The organism is Psychrobacillus sp. NEAU-3TGS, from assembly GCF_029955155.1.
Classification (GTDB): Bacteria; Bacillota; Bacilli; order Bacillales_A; family Planococcaceae; genus Psychrobacillus.
Genome location: NZ_JAPNOZ010000010.1, coordinates 360,812 through 378,278, shown reverse-complemented (window position 1 = coordinate 378,278; position 17,467 = coordinate 360,812). Strand labels below are relative to the sequence as shown.

Below are 17,467 nucleotides of genomic sequence, written 5' to 3'. Positions count from 1 at the left end.
AATATGTCAACTGAAGTGAAAATCGTATATGCCGATGTGGAAATGCAGCTAGGGGAAATGACAAACGCGAATGAATCGCTTAATCCAAAAGCAGAACCGCCAATTACAGGAAATACACTGGATGTTGTGACGAAATTGACAGATCTTTCAACAAAACTGGAACAATTATTGACAAAATATCAAACCGTGTTAAATACAAACATTCAGACCACTACAAGTTCTGTTGAATTTATGAATGAAACGGATCAAACTATTTCGACCGCTATGCAATGTACAATCGACGGACCGCAGAGGGTGGCACCATGAAAATATTAGATGTCGGTCCATTTCACGATGGCTTACAGCGAAATATAAATATGCTTAACCGAATTGAAGGGGAAATGAAGGCAATCGAAACTGCCATAGAAGGTCTTGTCTCAATGGAAGATTCTTTAAAAGGAACAGGCGGAAATGCTATCCGAGCATTTTACAATGATTGTCATTTGCCATTCTTACAATTTTTCTTTACGTTTAAAGCCGCATTCGATAGCACCCTTACCCAAATGGGTGCTGCACTCGATGCATTAGAGCCAGATCGTAATGGTTTTATTCGCCAAAGTTTTTTAGAGGAAGAACTAGAAGAAGGGCTAACGGAAATTTCTCAAGTAACTAGTAATCTCACAGATGAGACAAATGGCATTATGGATCAAGTCGCTGATATCGTTGCACTTCCTCATTTAGATGATAGTGGTGTGCAAGATGGTGTTAGTAATGCGAAGAAAAAGCGAGATAATACAGTTATAGATTTGAATGAGTTTGACACAAATCAAACGAATGCATTAACGCAAAATGAATCAGATTTACTTACGCTAGAACTGTGGTTATTAGAAATAGAAGGTATGATGAATGACGGCTTGACGGATATTGACTTTCCCGCAGATCGATGGGGAGAGTATACGGAAAGTCATCCGCTTCGTACACAGCTAGATACCCGTTTAGGGAAAACGGATAATGTGGATGCTGATGGGGAAGAGGAAAATCCTGGGGATGTTTCTTCCGCAAATCCGACTGTTATGATGTTGAAGGACGCAGTAGGACACGCGAAAAGGTTGAATACAGGACTTACTGGCGGAATATCTGCTTTCGGTATGTATGTGGCAGGGAAAGATGGAGGGATTACTACTTCCAGGGTATTTAATCCAAAAACCGGCCAATATTCTTATCGAATCAATGCAACTGGCAATGCTTTAAAAAATTTGAGAGTAGATCTAGACTCTAAAGCTTTTAAAGAATTAATGAAAAATGTGCCAAAAGGAAATAGAAAATGGTCTCCAAAGCATTATGAAATTGCAGCGAACAATAAAGTTACGCTTAAATATGGAACGAAAAAACCAGGACAGAGCGGTTGGTCTGGGACTGGGGATGAAGCATTGAAAAAGCATCCTTCTCTTGCTTACTTTAATGACCAAGCAACCAATATGCAAAAAGCAAAAACGGTCGGAAGTGCCGCGCTAAAAGGTGCAGGAAAATCATTTACGGATTTAGTGGATGTAAAAGGTATAGCAACAAGTGGAGTTTTCAAAGGCGCTGGAAAAGCACTGGGCCCTATAGGTGCAGGACTAAGTTATTATAGCAACTACACAACGGCAAAAGATGAAGGTCTTAGTGATGGAGAGGCTGCAGGACGTGCTACAGTTGATACAGCAATTGATGTGGCGGTTGGAGGAGCAGTTCAGGCAGGGTTTACTGCTGCCTTTACAGTGGCTATACCTATACCAGGTGTTGGAACAGCGGTAGGGGTTGGACTTGGAATACTTGCAAACGTTGCGTTAAATACCAAGTTTGGGGAAGAGGATAAATCGGTAATGGATCATGTAAAAGGATGGTTCCATTAATAAAGAAAGAAGAGTGGTTTTTTATGAAATTTAAGGAAGCAGATTTTGAAGTGCTAAGAGGTCCTATAGATTCCGGTAGACAAAGCCCAGCGAATTTAGCTTTTGTCTTAATTCTAGGTGTATTTTTACAGGCATTACTTTATGCACTTGAGTATTATATGGCCGCAGATTCTACCATCTATCCATACAAGGATGAAATACTGACAGCACATTTTTGGTTAACCATTGTATTGATTGTATTGTCTTTACTCTATGCTATTCCAGCGGTTTATAAAAGAAGTGAGAAGGTACAGTATTTTATTTCCATCCTTGTTACTCAAAATATGTCTTCAATCCCATTTCTAATAATGGCATTATTCTTAATCGGAAAAGATGGGGAAGGAATGATTGCTACTTCTGATTCCCTACTTAATTTCACCTATATTGTTTTATTGATTGGGTTCTTAGTGTTTTTAGCAACGTTTATCCGTTTTTATATATTGTTGAAGAACGGTCATTATCGTAAAGGCTCGAAAAAAGGAGAATTGAGAGGTAGATTTGAAACAACTTCTTATATTCCGTCTTCTATTATTGCCGGATTAGGGATTCTTTTTATCATTCAATACATTGTCCGAAAATCTGCAATTGATGATTTGAATATGATTATTCTGATAGTCGGAGGTATTCTCGCATTTTTTGTCATGCTTTTTATACTTCCAGAGCAACTTGTTATTTTGTATTGTAAATTTCGATATAGAAGCTTTAATTTTAGTGAGCGAGGTTTTATTAACAAGCGGCAATTCAACTAAAGTGGAAGCAAAACCCCTGATCTTTGGGAGGAATCCTAATATTATCTATATTTGAAATCTATTTTAGTGTTACAAGATTTGTTTTCATTTTCTTTGTTTATAAGTGCATTGTTTATTAGGAAACAATTAGAGAAAGGGTGAATGAGGATGGGAATTGAAATGTGTTCGTTAGTTTTTGAGAATGTGTTGACATATAAAGTGGAGCAGAAGAAAGCAGATTGGCAGGAAAGTATTTATATGTTGGAAGACTTTACGCTGAATAAGGATGTTTATCGCAATGGACCGATATGTTTTTCATTTGAGCAAAGTGCGACAGATGAAAAATCAGGTCGTTTTACATATTACTTGCCGATCAGTAGTCCGGTTGTACTGGCGGATGAGGGAGATCTTTCTTTTAAAGATGTCTTAGTGTTAGAAAGGGCTTTGTTACTTCGACAAGCGGACCAAGAAGTGGATTTTTATGCGGCGTATGAAAAAGTAAAATCGTATGCGAATGCTAGAGGGATAAAGCTAGATGATACGTATTATTGTGTATTATTGGAAGTGTACGGAGATTATATAATCGATTTATACGTGCCGGTAGTAGGGCAGGGTGATGAAGGATGATTGTAGAAAACCATCAAATTGCTTACCGAAACGTAGCATCGAAATTATATAATTTTTTGCCAGAGGAAATTGATATCGCGTTAAATGACTTCGATGAAATTTTAACCGGGTATGGGTATCATCCAACGGGAGCGATATTTTTTTCCATTATAAGTGATCCGACGGCACAAGTGATGACAGCACAATTATTTCTACCAATTGCAGAAAGCCATTTTACTTTTCCAAAGGAAGAAGAAATAAATTTCAGTAGCTATTTTATCGTTGATAATTTACTTATGACGAGAGTAACAGAAAATTATGAAGTGCAATCGCAAGTTAAGTATTGGGAGCTGTTCGCCTATTTAAAAGAACATAATATGACTCAAAAAACGCCTGTATTCGTTCAGTTCAAGAAAACAAGATCTAATCGAACCTATGCGGAAATGAGTCTAGGAGTATTGTAAAAAATAAAGAGATTAATAAAAATCATGGAAACTAATATAATGCTCAGACAAGGAAGGTGTTTATGTGAAGGTTTTAGATGTTAACCCTTTTCATGAAGGCTTGCAGCGCAACATTCAAATGCTTAGTCGAATAGAAGAAGAAATGAAGGCGATTCAACTGGCTGTCGATGGACTTGTTGCGATGGAGGACTCTTTTAAAGGACAAGGGGCTCAAGCCATTCGATCATTTTATGATAATTGTCATTTGCCTTTATTGCATTTCTTTATGACTTTTAAAAACGAGTTTGATGGTATTCTTAAGCAAATGGATGCCGCACTTTCTTCTCTGGAATCAAATACGAATGGTTTTATACGTCAAAGCTTCTTACAGGAAGATGTAGAAAATGGACTAACAGAGATTTCAGAAATTACCGGTAATCTTACGGAAGAAACGAATGCCATTACGGATCAGGTTTCTGATATTGTGGCACTTCCTCATTTAGATGACAGTGGCCTTCAAGACGGGGTGATCAATAGTCGGAAAAAAAGAGATGACACGGTGACAGCATTAGAAGAATTCGATAGTACTCAAACAAATGCACTTGGCGTAATAGAGGCTGCTCTATTGCATATAGAGACTTGGATAAGCGATATGGAGCTACTTATAGAGGAAGGGTTGACTGATGTAAACTTTCCAAGTGAGAACTGGAACTTGTTACAAGAGAATACGCCTATTGGAAAGTTTTACGAGCAACATCAATTGGATTTACTCAAAGAGGACCCTAGAGTAAAAGAAAACGACGTGGAAGTTTCTTCACCTAGTTATACGGTAGAAAATCTATGGGAAGGAATTTTAAGTACAGTCGGCATGAATATTAATGGTTGGGAAGACAAGCCGATCAATGCTGCTACTAGCTTGGGGGTCTTTGGTTACTCTGGTTATGTTGCTGGAAAAGAAGGAAGGCTTGCTGCCCAAGGTTTTGGCATTAAAAGAGAAGAGCGTATTACTGCGCAAGGTGAGAGAAGAGTTGTGTTAAAATTGACGAAGCCTGAATTGATTGGTGTTAAAAAGAAGACCTATTCAGGTAAGAATGCTACCAATTATACGAAGATATTTAAGCGTGTTGACGCTGCGACTAATGTAAAGGAATCGCTTAAATTTGCGGGAAATAAAGTCGGCTATTTAGGCGTTATTGCCACTGCTGGAGGAGATATTGTACATGGAATTCAAAATAAGGAGTCAGGTAGCAAAATTGCAGGAGATGTTACAGGGGATGTAGCAGTGGCTGGAGCTTCTATTGCAGCTTCCGCATGGGCAGGTGCTCAAACTGGTGCTTTAATGGGTTCTTTCGGTGGACCAGTAGGAGTTGCAGCTGGAGCAGTGGCAGGTCTTGTTACAGGGATAGTTGTAACAACTGTTTTGAGTGAAATTGATATTATGGATGTCGACAATGATGGCCAAAAGGATTCTATAGGTGATGCTATTAAGATAGGAACGAAAGGCGTTATTGATAAGGTGTCCTCTTGGTTTAGTTAGATTTAGTAGGTAGATAGAGGTGAGTTACAATAGAAAAGAATAACATAGATAAGATTGCAAAGTCTTACTTAAGGTTACAAACACCGAAAGAGAATAGATCCAATATAATTGGATTCTTTTTAATTTTTTTATACATGATTGGGATCATTCCAATCATTGGAGAACCTTTTTCCCTTCCTTTTTTGATAGCTGCAATTGTTCCGATAGCAATTATTCAAATTTGGGCTATCATTTATTTGATAGATCCGTACAAGAATGAGAAGTCCTATTATTTGTTTTTCGGGATTTATGGAGTAGTGAACACCTATGTATATTTTTTAGTTATTCAGAAGTTGCTCTATGTAAACATGGGGGCAACTGGTTTATGGCCTTTCATAACAGGCGTATTGTTGTTTATTCTTTTGATAGTAGGTATGAACTGGATGAATTGGAAATCTCTATATTCGGGAACCTATCATAGATTACAGCAAAAAAGGACTATTCCTGTTAGTTGGATAGCTATTGGGGGAGCTAGTTATGTATTAGGGCAAATAGTCTTGTCTTTTATACATACAGATTCCACTTTATCCATATTTCTTATTGTATGTATTTCTTTTTTATCGCTCCTAACTGCTTTTTTTTCCATTTATATTCATCGTTATTTATTTATTTGCAAAAACTTAGATATTGTAAAACAGCTTTATCCGGAGTTTGGTTTGCCTAAGAGTGAGCGATATAAGAGGAAAAATAAGAAAAAACGAAAGAAGGAAGGGAAGAGGTAAGATGGTTCCTACTTTTACAGTAAGTGATATTTTTGTCATGATGCAAACGTTGAACACGAAAGCCTTAATAGGATTTACTGATCCCTTCTTAGGTTTTTCAAAAGAACAAATAGAGGTAGAATGGGAAAAAACCTATAAAAAGCTACATGCGTTAGAGCTTGTGCGCTTTTCAAACGGGGAAATTGATTTAGAAGAAGGATTTGCAAATGCTTTATGGATTATGTCTAGAACAAATTTAACGGTGGAAATATTATTAGACGGAGAAAAGAAGTCTTTATTTTATTTTAGTAAAAACAATGTAGTCGAATGCTCACAAGAAGCAGATAAGACGTATACATTATATATGCACGGGGCTCCAAGTGATACATGGAATAATGTCATCTATCCAAGAATGCTTGCAGGAGTCGATAAACAAAAAGTCTATTCTCAAGAAAAAGTGTTTGTTCCAACTAGCTATTATAATAAATGGATAAGAAAAGGCTCTGTAATAGATGAACAAAAACTAGTGCAATTCAATAAAAACGGAGATTTAAAACAGATGAGTAAGCTATTAAACCATTCCATAAAAAACAAAATACATAATAACCGCTTAATCATCTTTTATAAAGAACATAATGAATGGGCGATTGAAGGCCTGCATGTACTCACATCTACAACTAGCAATTGGACGTTTGAAATGATCAACAAAAACAATGTAGAGTTGCTAGTAGGAAAACAAAGCTCATCTATAGAAATTGTGGCTGAGATTTTGGATGTCCTTAGAAGAGTCCAGAACCAACATGAACAAATCCTATAAAGTGAAACTTCAATCAGTGGGGGTTTTTCGACGCACAAGACGTGCTAGTGGGGACGTTGCGAAATGGACGTCGCGCTTTTAGTCCCCGTCATCCCCCACTGATTGTTAGTTGAACCAATCGGGCTTTTATGGGCAGTTGATCTCCCGCTTATCTTTTCGCTATTCTTCAATCTTGAATTGGGAGTCTTACTGCCCGTTAATGCGGGACAAAAGAAGATGATCTGATAAAAATAGGAGAATGCTCGATCATAGTATATAATAGTGAGACGTGACAGTAAGGAAGAGACGAGCAAAAGAAGGAGTTTGGAATAGTTGAGTAAAAAGATCGTGAATAATGAGTTACCGGAGAATTATGAGGAATTAAAGAAAGCGGCCAATCGAACTTCCAATTGGAGAGCCCGTTATGATGCAGTGGAGGAATTGGGAAAATACAATACTAGTCAAGTAATCGACATTATGAAATCTAGACTAGCAAATGACCCTGTATATAAAATTCAGGAGGCGGCATATCGTATTCTTCTTGAGTTTGGAGAGGAAGCTGCAATGCCTGCTCGTAAAAAGTTTGAAGTGATTAAAGGAGCTAATAAAGTCTTCGTTCGCGTGAAAAAGAGTTTACCTGCAGATCATTCCTTTGAGGACTTTGCAACAAAGTTAAAAAGAATGCGAATTGACGTGTATGATGCATACGAAGGTGAAAAAGGTTCTGAGTTCAAAGCTTGGCTTGAAAACGAATGGGCTAACTTGAAATAAAATAAAGAAACAGTTTCGGATAATATATAGAAAGAGAGCAACTTGTCGAATAGACGGTTGCTCTCTTTTTTGGGTTCTAGGAAATTGTTGTGTTGGAGTAGTTATACTACTTCACCGTATAGGGTAACTTGCGGTAAAGCTTTATTAGGTATCTGCCGTGATTTTCGCTACATTCGGACGCTTTCCGTGGGGTGAGCGATGAGCCATCCCCTCCGCTTTGGGCGTCGTTAGGATGTCTCATTAGCCCACTCGTCCCACAGGAGTCGCCGCCTGTAGCGAAAATCAATAGCAATATCTTTTTTATTAATGATCGACTTGCTAAAAACAAAAACATCAACAATTTTTTGACTAGGTAAATCCAATAAATGGCTAAGGGCAACCAAACAGCTGTCGAAGCCAACCAATTCTAGTCTGTGAGCAACCAAATCACTGTTGAGAGCAACTATTTCTAGTCTAAAGCAACCAAATCACTTCTGAGAGCAACCAATTTTCATAAAACAAGTTTACTTTGAGTGAGACGCCGATATGGATGAACGTTATTTAGGATTACTTTATAAAAAGCTTCCGCTTGCTCGGCTTTGTCGCGTTCGCAGCACATTATGTCGCGTTAAACCATTTATTGGCATTTATTAGTTGGAGAACATCTGAATAAGTTTCATTTGTTAAACAGTGACACTGATTAGATAGCGTTATCCTCCATAGATTGTAGCGAAAGGGCGTCGACTCCAGCCGGAATAGCTTGAGCTGAAGACCCTGGACAGAGCGTAGCGAAGGAAGCGACTGAAGCCAAGCCGGCGGAAAGCGTACGCCCTGCAGCGGAAATCTCAGCGAATTCTTCATTTCATTCACTACTTCGCAGTATCCCTATATTGCATACTCTATCCATTTCCTTTGGCGGTTATCTTAGTGATTAGATCTTAGTTTTGTAGATATATTATTGCCGGTCTCCATTACTTTACTTATCAGGAATGCGAGACGTTCTTCTGTTAGGTTGAAGCTGACAACACCAACACTTACTGCCCCGATAATTTGACCAAGGCTGTCTTTAATAGAAACTGCGACAGAAGAGGTACCTTCCGTTCTTTCAGAGTGACTTATTGCATAACCCTGTTTCGTAATTTGGTTAAGTGTTTGTAGAAAATCAGGAATTTTGTCGGCAAGTACAAGCTCTGACAAAATACTTTCAGATTGAGTGCTAGGCATTGCTGCAAGCATTGATTTATTGGCAGCACCGATATGCATAGGAATACGTAATCCGAGCTGATCGTAAATTCGGATAGAATTGTTTTCGCTATCGATTCTTTCGACAATCATCGCTTCTGTTCCAACGGGTTTACTTAAATAAACGCTTTCCTCTAATTCCTTCGAGAGTTTTTCTAACTCCGGTCGGATTTTGCTAACATAGTCTATCGTATCGTACACTTTTAAACCATATTCCAACCAAACGATGCCAAGACGGTACAATTTGGAATGTTCATCTTGCTCGACCATGCCTTGTTTAATCATTGCTTGTAACAATCTGTGCATCGTGCTGAGTGGAAGCTCGCATTGTTTGGATAGCACAGAAATGCTTACTCCTTTTTCATTGGTATGCGAAGCTAAAACCTTTGCAACAGTCATAGCACGTGTAATGGATTGCATATGTAAGTCACCACCTGTTTATTATCTTAAAATAATACGTTTTAAATTTTCGAAATACATTGACATCATACCATAAAAACCATATATTTTAAATATAAACTTTCCGTTAATCAGAAACGTTTTCCGATATGCGGAAAGGGGGATTAGAAATGTCTTATAATTCATCTATGTATAAAAAATTAGAAAGAGTGATTGTAAAACATCCGAACGAAGCTTTTATTGGTCAAGAACATCTATCCGATCAGTGGAAAACGTTCAATTATCTAGAAGAACCTGATTTTGACGAAGCGGTCCGTGAATATCAAACATTCATCGACATTTTAGAAAAACATGTTCCTCAGATTGACTATCTTCCAGCAACAGACAAAGTGGGATTAGATTCTATTTATGCGCATGATCCCGTAAAGTTTACGCCAGCAGGTGCCATTATTTTAAAATCTGGGAAAAAGTTAAGACAGCCAGAAGCAGCTATTTATAAAGAATTTCTTCAAGAAAAAGAGATTCCTATTATCGGAGAGTTAACTGGTGATGCAGTGTCTGACGGTGGAGATATTGTTTGGTTGGATGACAAAACATTAGTAGTAGGACGTGGATACCGTACGAATGATGAAGCCATTCGCCAATTAAAGGAAATGACGGCTCCATTCGTAGACGAATTCATCGTTGTACAGCTTCCGCATGATCAAGGGGAGGCGGAATGCTTACATTTGATGTCTTTCATAAGCATGGTCGACGAAGACTTGGCGGTAGTACATTCACCATTGATGCCAGTATTTTTCCGCCAGCTACTAATGGAGCGTGGTATTCAACTAGTAGAAGTACCAAAGGCAGAATACGATAATCTCGGCTGTAATGTGCTGGCGCTTGCACCACGTGTTTGTGTATTAGTCGAAGGCAATGAATCTACGAAACAACAATTGCTAGATGCAGGAGCAACGGTATATGAATACAAGGGACGCGAAATCAGTGTGTTAGGCACTGGTGGTCCAACATGTCTGACAAGTCCAGTTATACGAAATTAAGGGGGAAAATAAAATGAGTAAATTTCAAAAAGTAATCGCAAAAACACCTGGTAAAAGCTATGTAGAAGGGTTAACTACGTCTGATCTTGGAAAACCGGATTATGATAAATTACTAGTGCAGCATGAGGCTTATGTAGAAGCTTTGAAAAAGTGCGGAGTAGAAGTAACACTTCTTTCAGCGAGTGAAGAATTTCCAGATTCAACATTTGTGGAAGATGCTGCTGTACTAACTGCAGATTTTGCGGTTGTGACGAATCCCGGTGCGGACTCTCGTAATGGAGAAATCGTAGAAATTGAAAGCGTTTTAAAAGATTTTTATAAAAAGTTTCATTATATTAAATCACCTGGCACTCTTGATGGTGGGGATATTCTTCAAGCGGATAATAAATTCTATATCGGAATTTCAGAACGTACGAATGAAGAAGGAGCACGTCAGTTAAAAGAAATTTTAGAAAGCGAAGGATTTGAAGCAACAATCATTCCTCTGCAAAAGTTCTTTCATTTGAAAACAGGTATCGCTTATTTAGGAAATAATAAAATGGTTGTAGCAGGTGAATTTGTAGATCATCCAGCATTTGATGCATACGATAAAATCGTTATTTCCGATGAAGATGAATACTCAGCAAACTGTATTCGTGTAAATGATTATGTGATTATTCCACAAGGATACAGCGAAACCAAACGTAAAATCAACGAAGCAGGCTACGAAACAATTGAACTTGATATGTCTGAAGTACAAAAGCAAGACGGGGGTCTTAGCTGTTTATCTTTGAGATTCTAATTTGGGGAAAATATATTAAAAGATTCTTACTGGTGCCAGCGTACCAGTAAGAACCACTAAATCGTAATAGGGGAGGGAAATAGTATGTCTAATATTGGGGAACAATCACAGCATGATGTATTAAATCGTTCGATGAAAAGCCGTCATTTATTTATGCTTTCACTTGGAGGGGTAATTGGGACGGGTTTATTTTTAAATGCTGGCTATACGATTAACCAAGCTGGTCCTGGGGGAGCTATTCTTGGTTATTTATTTGGTGGTCTAATCTTATATATGGTCATGGTTTGTCTAGGGGAGCTAGCTGTTTATATGCCGGTTACGGGATCCTTCCAAACATATGCGACAAAGTTTATAAGTCCTTCTGCGGGATTTTCACTTGGGTGGATGTATTTTGTAGGATCCGCTGCTACAGCTGGGGTGGAATTTACTGCAGCCGGGATACTTATGCAGCATTGGTTTCCTGATGTACCAATTTGGATATGGTGTGCCATTTTCATGGTTTTATTATTTGCTTTGAATGCGCTTACAACAAGAGCTTTTGCGGAGGCAGAGTTTTGGTTTGCAGGTATTAAAGTTGTTGCGGTAATCCTGTTTATCATTATTGGGGCTGCAGCAATTTTTGGGATTATTCCATTGGAAGAAAGAGCTACACCATTCGCTACTAATTTAGCACCTACAGGACTGTTCCCAGCAGGGATTGCTATTGTTTTCGTGACGATGATGAATGTTATTTTCTCTTATCAAGGGTCAGAATTAGTAGGTATTGCAGCGGGTGAGACGGAAAACCCGGAAAAGAATATTCCGAAAGCTATTCGAACAATTCTTTTTAGAATCGTCGTGTTTTATATTGCTTCTATTATCGTATTATCGGCTATCTTCCCAGCTTCTGAACTTGGGTTGCTTGAAAGTCCATTTGTAACCTTAATGAATTTAGCTGGAATTCCATACGCTGGTAGTATTATGAACTTTGTTATTTTGACAGCTATCTTGTCTGTTGGAAATTCTTGCTTATATGCATCTACTCGACTATTATGGTCAATGGCCAAAGAAGGAATGGCACCAAAAGTATTCAGTCGTTTATCTAAACGAAAAGTTCCACTAACTGCTTTAATATTTACGATGGCTTTCTCCTTATTGTCTTTACTTACAAGTGTAATGGAGGCAGATACAGTATTTGTATTATTAATGTCGATAGCGGGGATTTCAGTCACTATTTCGTGGATGGGAATTGCTACATCCCAGCTCATGTTTCGAAGACGTTATATAAGGGATGGTGGAAAAGTCGAGGATTTAGGGTATAAAGTTCGATTTTATCCATTGGTTCCAATATTTTGTATAGCGTTTTGTTTATTGATATTAGTATTTTTAGCATTTGACCCTACACAGCGAGTAGGTTTATATTATGGGGTAGGTTTTTTCATCGCTTGTATGCTATTCTATAAATTAAGATTAGAGAAAAAACACCAAAAAAAGCCTTAGTAAATACTAAAGCTGTTCAAGAAAATTAAGGTATTTTTTCTGAATATTAGTAATTATTGCATTAGGCATTTGCAACAAAGGAGAAATAGAGAATGAGTCAATTATCATGGAGTACACCAGAAACACTTCGAGAATTGTTATGTGAACTTGTTAGTTGGGATAGTATTACGCTAACAGAAGGGGAAACTACTTTTGCTCCTAAAGCTTTGGATAAGTTAAGAGAATTAAAGTATTTTCAAGATCATCCGAGTCATCTACAGTTGCTTGATGCAGGACTTGGAAGATATGCAGTAACTGCATTATATAAACACCCAGAAGCAGTTGAAACAGTTGTTTTAATCAGCCATTTTGATACGGTCCAAACAGAGGAGTATGGTGCTTTACAGCCACTCGCATATTTTCCAGAGGAGCTAACAAAGAAATTAATGGAGGATCCGAGCGATTTACCAGAATCAGCCCGCATCGATTTAGAAACTGGAAAGTATTTATTTGGTCGAGGTACGATGGATATGAAAATGGGTCTTGCACTGCATATGCAATTAATAGAAAAAGCAACTGTCGAAGAATGGCCGATCAATCTTGTGTTGACTACAGTTCCAGATGAGGAAGTGAATTCTGCTGGGATGCGCGCAGCGGTAACACAGCTAGTACGTCTTCGGGAGGAATTTGGGTTAACATATAAATTGTTTTTAAATAGTGAGCCATCGTTTTCTCAAAACCCAACGGATATTGCAGAATATATTTACTCTGGAACAATCGGTAAAATTATGCCCGCTGCTTTATTTTATGGAAAAGAGACACATGTTGGAGAGCCGATGAAAGGGATGACGGCGAACTATATTGCATCTTACTTGACTCAACGTATGGAATGGAATTCTCTATTTCGTGAAACAGATTTAGGCGAAAGTACGCCATTACCAGTTTCCTTGCAGCAAAAAGACTTGAAGATGTCTTATTCTACACAGACTCCATATCGTGCAGTAGCATTATATAATGTGTTTTTATTTAAACGCACGGCAGCGGAAGTGATGGATCTTTTTGAACAGGTGGCAACAGAGGCGATGGATGCGCTAAATACCGATTATCAAAATATTTGTCAGCGTGAGGAAGTAAAGGGCGTAGGAACAGTCAAAGTATTACGTTATGAACAACTGCTTGCCTATGCGACTCATAAGTTAGGAGCAGAGGAAGTAGAGCGCTTGAAACAGGAAGCGCTTATGCAGGAGGATTGGGACGATCGTGAAAAATCCTTGCGTATCGTTGATAATTTAATGATTCAGTGCCAAGAACTAGCACCTGCGACTGTCATATTATTCACACCTCCTTACTACCCAGCGGTCAATACATCCAATGATCCGTTAATTGTAGAAGCGGTAGAGCTACTGAAGAAATCAGGACAATCGTTCAATAATAAAATTGATCAAATCCATTACTTTAATGGAATTTGTGATTTAAGCTATGTAAATTATGATGATTCAGGCAACGGTTGGACTGCCTTTGAAAGCAACACACCAGTCTGGGGAGACACATATAGTATCCCGTTTGAAGATATGGCACAGCTAAAAGGTCCAGTGCTTAATGTAGGTCCATTTGGTAAAGATGCACACCAAAGAACAGAGAGACTGCATGTAGATAGTGCCTTTGTTGAAATGCCTGTTATGCTAGAAACACTTATTAAAAGCCTTTACTAATAGAAAAAGTGGCTCCATCGTATGTTGATGGATCCACTTTTTTATGGTTTAGGAAATTATATGTTCTATGGCATGTCGATCAGTTTAGGGAAACTGCGCGGTAGTTAGTTGAATAAAGTGTCCTCAGGATCTCCGCTGTAGGGCGGGCGCTTTCCGCCGGCTTGGCTTCAGCCGCTTCCTTCGCTACGCTCAGTCCAGGGTCTTCAGCTCAAGCTATTCCGGCTGGAGTCGCCACCCTTTCGCTACAATCCAGTAGAGTTTGCTAATTACTAAGACATGATGCACTTAATTCTATTGATTGAAGTGCAAGGCGACGACTCCTGTGGGATTAGCGAGACAGGTGAGACCCCGCACGTAGCGTTAGCGGAGGAGGAGGCTCACCGCTCGCCCCACAGAAAGCGTCCGCCTGGAGCGGAAATCATGGCGGACATCTTAGTATCTTACCGCGCAGTATCTCTATAATGTGTGTTATTCGAGTGAGGTTGAACCGTTATTTTAACAAATGATTGCTTTCACTAACAATTTGTTTGCTCTCGAATTGATTTGATCGCTTTGCAAACAGAATTGGTTGCTTTCTATGACCGGTTAGTTGCTCTAAGCCACTTATTGGAGAAAATTAATTGTTCTCTACGGAATTATCTTTTAAATAATCGAGTACTCCAGTCGTAAACAGCTCAACTCCTACTGATAGCATATCCTCGTCAATATCAAACTTTGGATGGTGATGACCATATGGAGCCTCTTCTTTACCGACACCAATAAACGTAAACGAAGCCGGAATTTTATGTGAGTAACAAGCGAAGTCTTCCGCACCTAAAATCGGATCGATCTCCACAACTTTTTCTTCACTGAAAAGGGAAACAGCCGTTTTTTGAATAAAAGAGGTTAACGCTTTGTTATTCAGTACAGGTGGGTCCCCGTGAAAGTACTCTACTTTACATGTTGCACCAAACGATTTACATACACCGTCCACAATGTCTTCCATTCTTTTTCGGATGAGTAGAGATGTTTCCATATTGAAATAGCGAACAGTACCAGAGGCATACGCTGTATCCGGTATTACATTATAAGTTGTACCTGAATTTAATTCGCCAATACTGAGGACAGCTTGATCAATCGCTTTAACATTACGGCTGACAATGGTATGTAGCTGCGTAATAATATGTGAGATAACAAGCGTTGGATCAATCGTTTCTTCTGGCATAGATCCATGACCTCCTTTTCCATAAATAGTTATGGAAAAACGATCTGCACCTGCCATTGTAGGGCCTGGACGAACTCCGATTAAACCAGATTTCAAAGGCTGCCATAAATGATAACCGAAAATGGCATCTTTGTTGTCCAGAAAGTCAGTTTTCACAATTTCACCTGCTCCACCTGGAACTGCTTCCTCCGCATGTTGAAACAAAAGATGAATCGTACCATGAATAGCTGATTTATTGCTGACTAGTAGCTTAGCGATACCGAGTAAAATGGACATATGCCCGTCATGTCCACAAGCGTGCATAACACCTTTGTTGACAGAAGCGAATGGAAGACCCGTTTCTTCTAGTATAGGTAAAGCATCCATATCGGAACGAATAATAACTGTCTTTCCAGGATGTTCTCCGTGCACAATTCCGACGACGTCTTTACCAGTTATGGAATATGTCTCGATTCCTAGAGCGTGTAATTGTTCCGTTATATATGTTTTTGTGGCAACTTCTTCATGGGAAATTTCTGGATGTGTGTGTAAGTAACGTCGTTGTTTAATAACCCATTTTGTTAAATTTATATCTGGTTTCATTGTTTTAGTTCCTTTCTATTAAATAAAACCCCCCGCGAATGGAGGGGATATGCTATTAAGAAAATCCTATATAATGTGCAAGGGTAACGAAAATTGCCCCTAACACATAGTGGATCAAAATAAGAGGGAAGATCCATTTAACCCATTTAATCCAAGAAATTTTGGCAAGGGCAAGTCCTGCCATGAAATATCCTGATGTCGGTGTGAATATATTAGATATTCCGTCCCCGAACTGGAAGGCAAGTACAGCTGTTTGGCGAGTTACCCCGACTAAATCTGAAAGCGGAGCCATAATCGGCATTGTTAATGCTGCCTGTCCGCTACCGGATGGAATAATATAATTCAGTAAGCATTGAACGATATACATACCAAACGCTGCAAAACCAGCAGGCATGTCTCCGATAACAGAAGAGAATCCGTATAGAATGGTGTCCATAATTTTCCCGTCTTGAAGAACAACTAATATTGCGTTTGCAACCCCAACTACTAGTGCTCCCATTACAAGCACTCGACACCCTTCGATAAATTGCTCTGAAATTTGACTGAAGTTCATCTTTCCAACTAGCCCCATTAGGATACCCATTAATAAGAATAACCCGGCAATTTCAGATAAATACCATCCAAATTTTATAACTCCAAATGCGAGTGTGACAAGTGTTCCAAGTAAAATAACGAAAATTATTTTATGACGATTCGTTAGCGTTAGGATAGTATCAGGAATTTTGAAGCTATCACTATCTGTATCATTATAAAGTGCACTTTTAGTTGGATCTTTTTTAATTTTACGTGCATAACGCATAACATACCAAATACTTACTGCCAGAAATATAACAAAAAATACAATTCGTAAATGAAGGCCGGAGAATAAAGGAACTTCCGCGATCCCTTGAGCCACTCCAACCGTGAAAGGATTCATAAAGGCTGCTGTAAATCCTGCTGAAGTTCCAAGAAGCACTACAGCCGTCCCTACCATAGAATCATATCCAATTAAAAGCATTAAAGGAACTAAAATTGTAATATAAGGAATTGTCTCCTCTGCTAAACCAAGCATTGCGCCAGATAGGCCGAAGAAAGTCATAAGGATCGGTATAATTAAAATTTCTTTCCCTTTCATTTTTTGTGCGATCGAACCAACTGCTGCTTCAATGGCACCAGTTGCTTGCAAAATACCAAAAGAACCTCCAACGATGAATATATAGAAAATGATACCTGCTGAATTCACCATTCCTTTATGTACCGCTTGGAAAATCGACCAAAAGCTTGCAGGAGTAGAAACGGTTTCTTTATATGTATCCGCTACAACAATCGTTCTACCTGCTTCGTCCACCATCCGCTCATATTCGCCTGACGGAAATATGTAAGTGGAAATTGCCGCTACAATAACGAGTGAAAATAATATGACATATACATGTGGAATAGATGGTTTCCACTTTCTTTTAGATGTTGACGTGTTTACTGTTTCCATGTTTTATTCCTCTTTTCTTAACTTTCGCTATATAGTCATTAATTTATTTATTATAAAGTCAAAAAAGC

General features: G+C 38.6%; 16 protein-coding genes. 13 read left to right on the top strand and 3 right to left on the bottom strand.

Features of this window, described 5'->3' with window-relative positions:
• The first annotated feature begins 3 nt into the window (after window positions 1–3).
• The 9 genes from OR571_RS10430 to OR571_RS10390 all read left to right on the top strand — a co-directional run bounded on the left by OR571_RS10430 (window position 4) and on the right by OR571_RS10390 (window position 7,534).
• Complete coding sequence (locus OR571_RS10430) at window positions 4–306, top strand: YwqI/YxiC family protein (RefSeq protein WP_282242732.1); 303 nt, start codon at window positions 4–6, stop codon at window positions 304–306.
• Window positions 303–1,874 (top strand): ribonuclease YeeF family protein, encoded by a 1,572-nt coding sequence (locus tag OR571_RS10425; RefSeq protein WP_282242731.1) that lies wholly within the window; start codon window positions 303–305, stop codon window positions 1,872–1,874. The genes OR571_RS10430 and OR571_RS10425 overlap by 4 nt, the downstream gene beginning before the upstream one ends.
• Window positions 1,875–1,897: 23 nt before the next feature.
• Window positions 1,898–2,662 carry a hypothetical protein gene (locus tag OR571_RS10420; protein WP_282242730.1) on the top strand — a complete coding sequence of 255 codons (765 nt, stop codon included), beginning with the start codon at window positions 1,898–1,900 and terminating at the stop codon, window positions 2,660–2,662.
• Between the two features lie 147 nt (window positions 2,663–2,809).
• On the top strand, window positions 2,810–3,268 hold the full coding sequence (locus tag OR571_RS10415) for a DUF5085 family protein (protein ID WP_282242729.1): 459 nt from the start codon (window positions 2,810–2,812) through the stop codon (window positions 3,266–3,268).
• Entirely contained in the window at window positions 3,265–3,711 is a 447-nt protein-coding gene (locus OR571_RS10410) for a DUF5085 family protein (RefSeq protein ID WP_282242728.1), read from the top strand. Before OR571_RS10415 ends, OR571_RS10410 begins: the two co-directional genes overlap by 4 nt.
• A 64-nt stretch (window positions 3,712–3,775) precedes the next feature.
• Window positions 3,776–5,227, top strand: a complete 1,452-nt coding sequence (locus OR571_RS10405) for a ribonuclease YeeF family protein (RefSeq protein ID WP_282242727.1) — start codon at window positions 3,776–3,778, stop codon at window positions 5,225–5,227.
• Between the two features lie 134 nt (window positions 5,228–5,361).
• Window positions 5,362–5,988: a hypothetical protein gene (locus tag OR571_RS10400; RefSeq protein WP_282242726.1), complete on the top strand. Its 627-nt coding sequence runs from the start codon at window positions 5,362–5,364 to the stop codon at window positions 5,986–5,988.
• Window position 5,989: 1 nt separating this feature from the next.
• Window positions 5,990–6,784 (top strand): hypothetical protein, encoded by a 795-nt coding sequence (locus OR571_RS10395; protein WP_282242725.1) that lies wholly within the window; start codon window positions 5,990–5,992, stop codon window positions 6,782–6,784.
• A gap of 312 nt (window positions 6,785–7,096) precedes the next feature.
• Window positions 7,097–7,534, top strand: a complete 438-nt coding sequence (locus tag OR571_RS10390) for a HEAT repeat domain-containing protein (RefSeq protein ID WP_282242724.1) — start codon at window positions 7,097–7,099, stop codon at window positions 7,532–7,534.
• Between the two features lie 903 nt (window positions 7,535–8,437).
• Here the strand turns inward: OR571_RS10390 and OR571_RS10385 are convergent.
• A complete protein-coding gene (locus OR571_RS10385) occupies window positions 8,438–9,175 on the bottom strand; it encodes an IclR family transcriptional regulator (protein ID WP_282242723.1) in 738 nt (245 codons plus the stop codon).
• A gap of 149 nt (window positions 9,176–9,324) precedes the next feature.
• Here OR571_RS10385 and OR571_RS10380 point away from each other — a divergent pair, with 149 nt between their 5' ends.
• The 4 genes from OR571_RS10380 to OR571_RS10365 all read left to right on the top strand — a co-directional run bounded on the left by OR571_RS10380 (window position 9,325) and on the right by OR571_RS10365 (window position 14,148).
• The gene (locus OR571_RS10380; RefSeq protein WP_282242722.1) at window positions 9,325–10,197 is read left to right on the top strand and encodes a dimethylarginine dimethylaminohydrolase family protein; all 873 of its coding nucleotides are present in this window, start codon (window positions 9,325–9,327) and stop codon (window positions 10,195–10,197) included.
• A 13-nt stretch (window positions 10,198–10,210) separates the two neighbouring features.
• Window positions 10,211–10,978: a dimethylarginine dimethylaminohydrolase family protein gene (locus OR571_RS10375; protein ID WP_142539535.1), complete on the top strand. Its 768-nt coding sequence runs from the start codon at window positions 10,211–10,213 to the stop codon at window positions 10,976–10,978.
• An 84-nt stretch (window positions 10,979–11,062) separates the two neighbouring features.
• The gene (locus tag OR571_RS10370; RefSeq protein WP_282242721.1) at window positions 11,063–12,457 is read left to right on the top strand and encodes an amino acid permease; all 1,395 of its coding nucleotides are present in this window, start codon (window positions 11,063–11,065) and stop codon (window positions 12,455–12,457) included.
• Window positions 12,458–12,549: 92 nt separating this feature from the next.
• Window positions 12,550–14,148: a M20/M25/M40 family metallo-hydrolase gene (locus tag OR571_RS10365; protein WP_282242720.1), complete on the top strand. Its 1,599-nt coding sequence runs from the start codon at window positions 12,550–12,552 to the stop codon at window positions 14,146–14,148.
• Window positions 14,149–14,764: 616 nt separating this feature from the next.
• Here the strand turns inward: OR571_RS10365 and OR571_RS10360 are convergent.
• Window positions 14,765–15,934, bottom strand: a complete 1,170-nt coding sequence (locus OR571_RS10360; RefSeq protein ID WP_282242719.1) for a M20 metallopeptidase family protein — start codon at window positions 15,932–15,934, stop codon at window positions 14,765–14,767.
• 55 nt (window positions 15,935–15,989) lie between these two features.
• Window positions 15,990–17,399 (bottom strand): YfcC family protein, encoded by a 1,410-nt coding sequence (locus tag OR571_RS10355; protein ID WP_282242718.1) that lies wholly within the window; start codon window positions 17,397–17,399, stop codon window positions 15,990–15,992.
• Between the last annotated feature and the right edge of the window lie 68 nt (window positions 17,400–17,467).

What these genes read in the sequence shown, in the direction of transcription:
- OR571_RS10355 (WP_282242718.1), bottom strand. Translation starts at nt 17,399, where the DNA reads ATGGAAACAGTAAACACGTCAACATCTAAAAGAAAGTGGAAACCATCT.
- OR571_RS10400 (WP_282242726.1), top strand. Translation starts at nt 5,362, where the DNA reads ATGATTGGGATCATTCCAATCATTGGAGAACCTTTTTCCCTTCCTTTT.
- OR571_RS10365 (WP_282242720.1), top strand. Translation starts at nt 12,550, where the DNA reads ATGAGTCAATTATCATGGAGTACACCAGAAACACTTCGAGAATTGTTA.
- OR571_RS10375 (WP_142539535.1), top strand. Translation starts at nt 10,211, where the DNA reads ATGAGTAAATTTCAAAAAGTAATCGCAAAAACACCTGGTAAAAGCTAT.
- OR571_RS10410 (WP_282242728.1), top strand. Translation starts at nt 3,265, where the DNA reads ATGATTGTAGAAAACCATCAAATTGCTTACCGAAACGTAGCATCGAAA.
- OR571_RS10370 (WP_282242721.1), top strand. Translation starts at nt 11,063, where the DNA reads ATGTCTAATATTGGGGAACAATCACAGCATGATGTATTAAATCGTTCG.
- OR571_RS10395 (WP_282242725.1), top strand. Translation starts at nt 5,990, where the DNA reads ATGGTTCCTACTTTTACAGTAAGTGATATTTTTGTCATGATGCAAACG.
- OR571_RS10430 (WP_282242732.1), top strand. Translation starts at nt 4, where the DNA reads ATGTCAACTGAAGTGAAAATCGTATATGCCGATGTGGAAATGCAGCTA.
- OR571_RS10380 (WP_282242722.1), top strand. Translation starts at nt 9,325, where the DNA reads ATGTCTTATAATTCATCTATGTATAAAAAATTAGAAAGAGTGATTGTA.
- OR571_RS10360 (WP_282242719.1), bottom strand. Translation starts at nt 15,934, where the DNA reads ATGAAACCAGATATAAATTTAACAAAATGGGTTATTAAACAACGACGT.
- OR571_RS10385 (WP_282242723.1), bottom strand. Translation starts at nt 9,175, where the DNA reads ATGCAATCCATTACACGTGCTATGACTGTTGCAAAGGTTTTAGCTTCG.
- OR571_RS10415 (WP_282242729.1), top strand. Translation starts at nt 2,810, where the DNA reads ATGGGAATTGAAATGTGTTCGTTAGTTTTTGAGAATGTGTTGACATAT.
- OR571_RS10420 (WP_282242730.1), top strand. Translation starts at nt 1,898, where the DNA reads ATGAAATTTAAGGAAGCAGATTTTGAAGTGCTAAGAGGTCCTATAGAT.
- OR571_RS10425 (WP_282242731.1), top strand. Translation starts at nt 303, where the DNA reads ATGAAAATATTAGATGTCGGTCCATTTCACGATGGCTTACAGCGAAAT.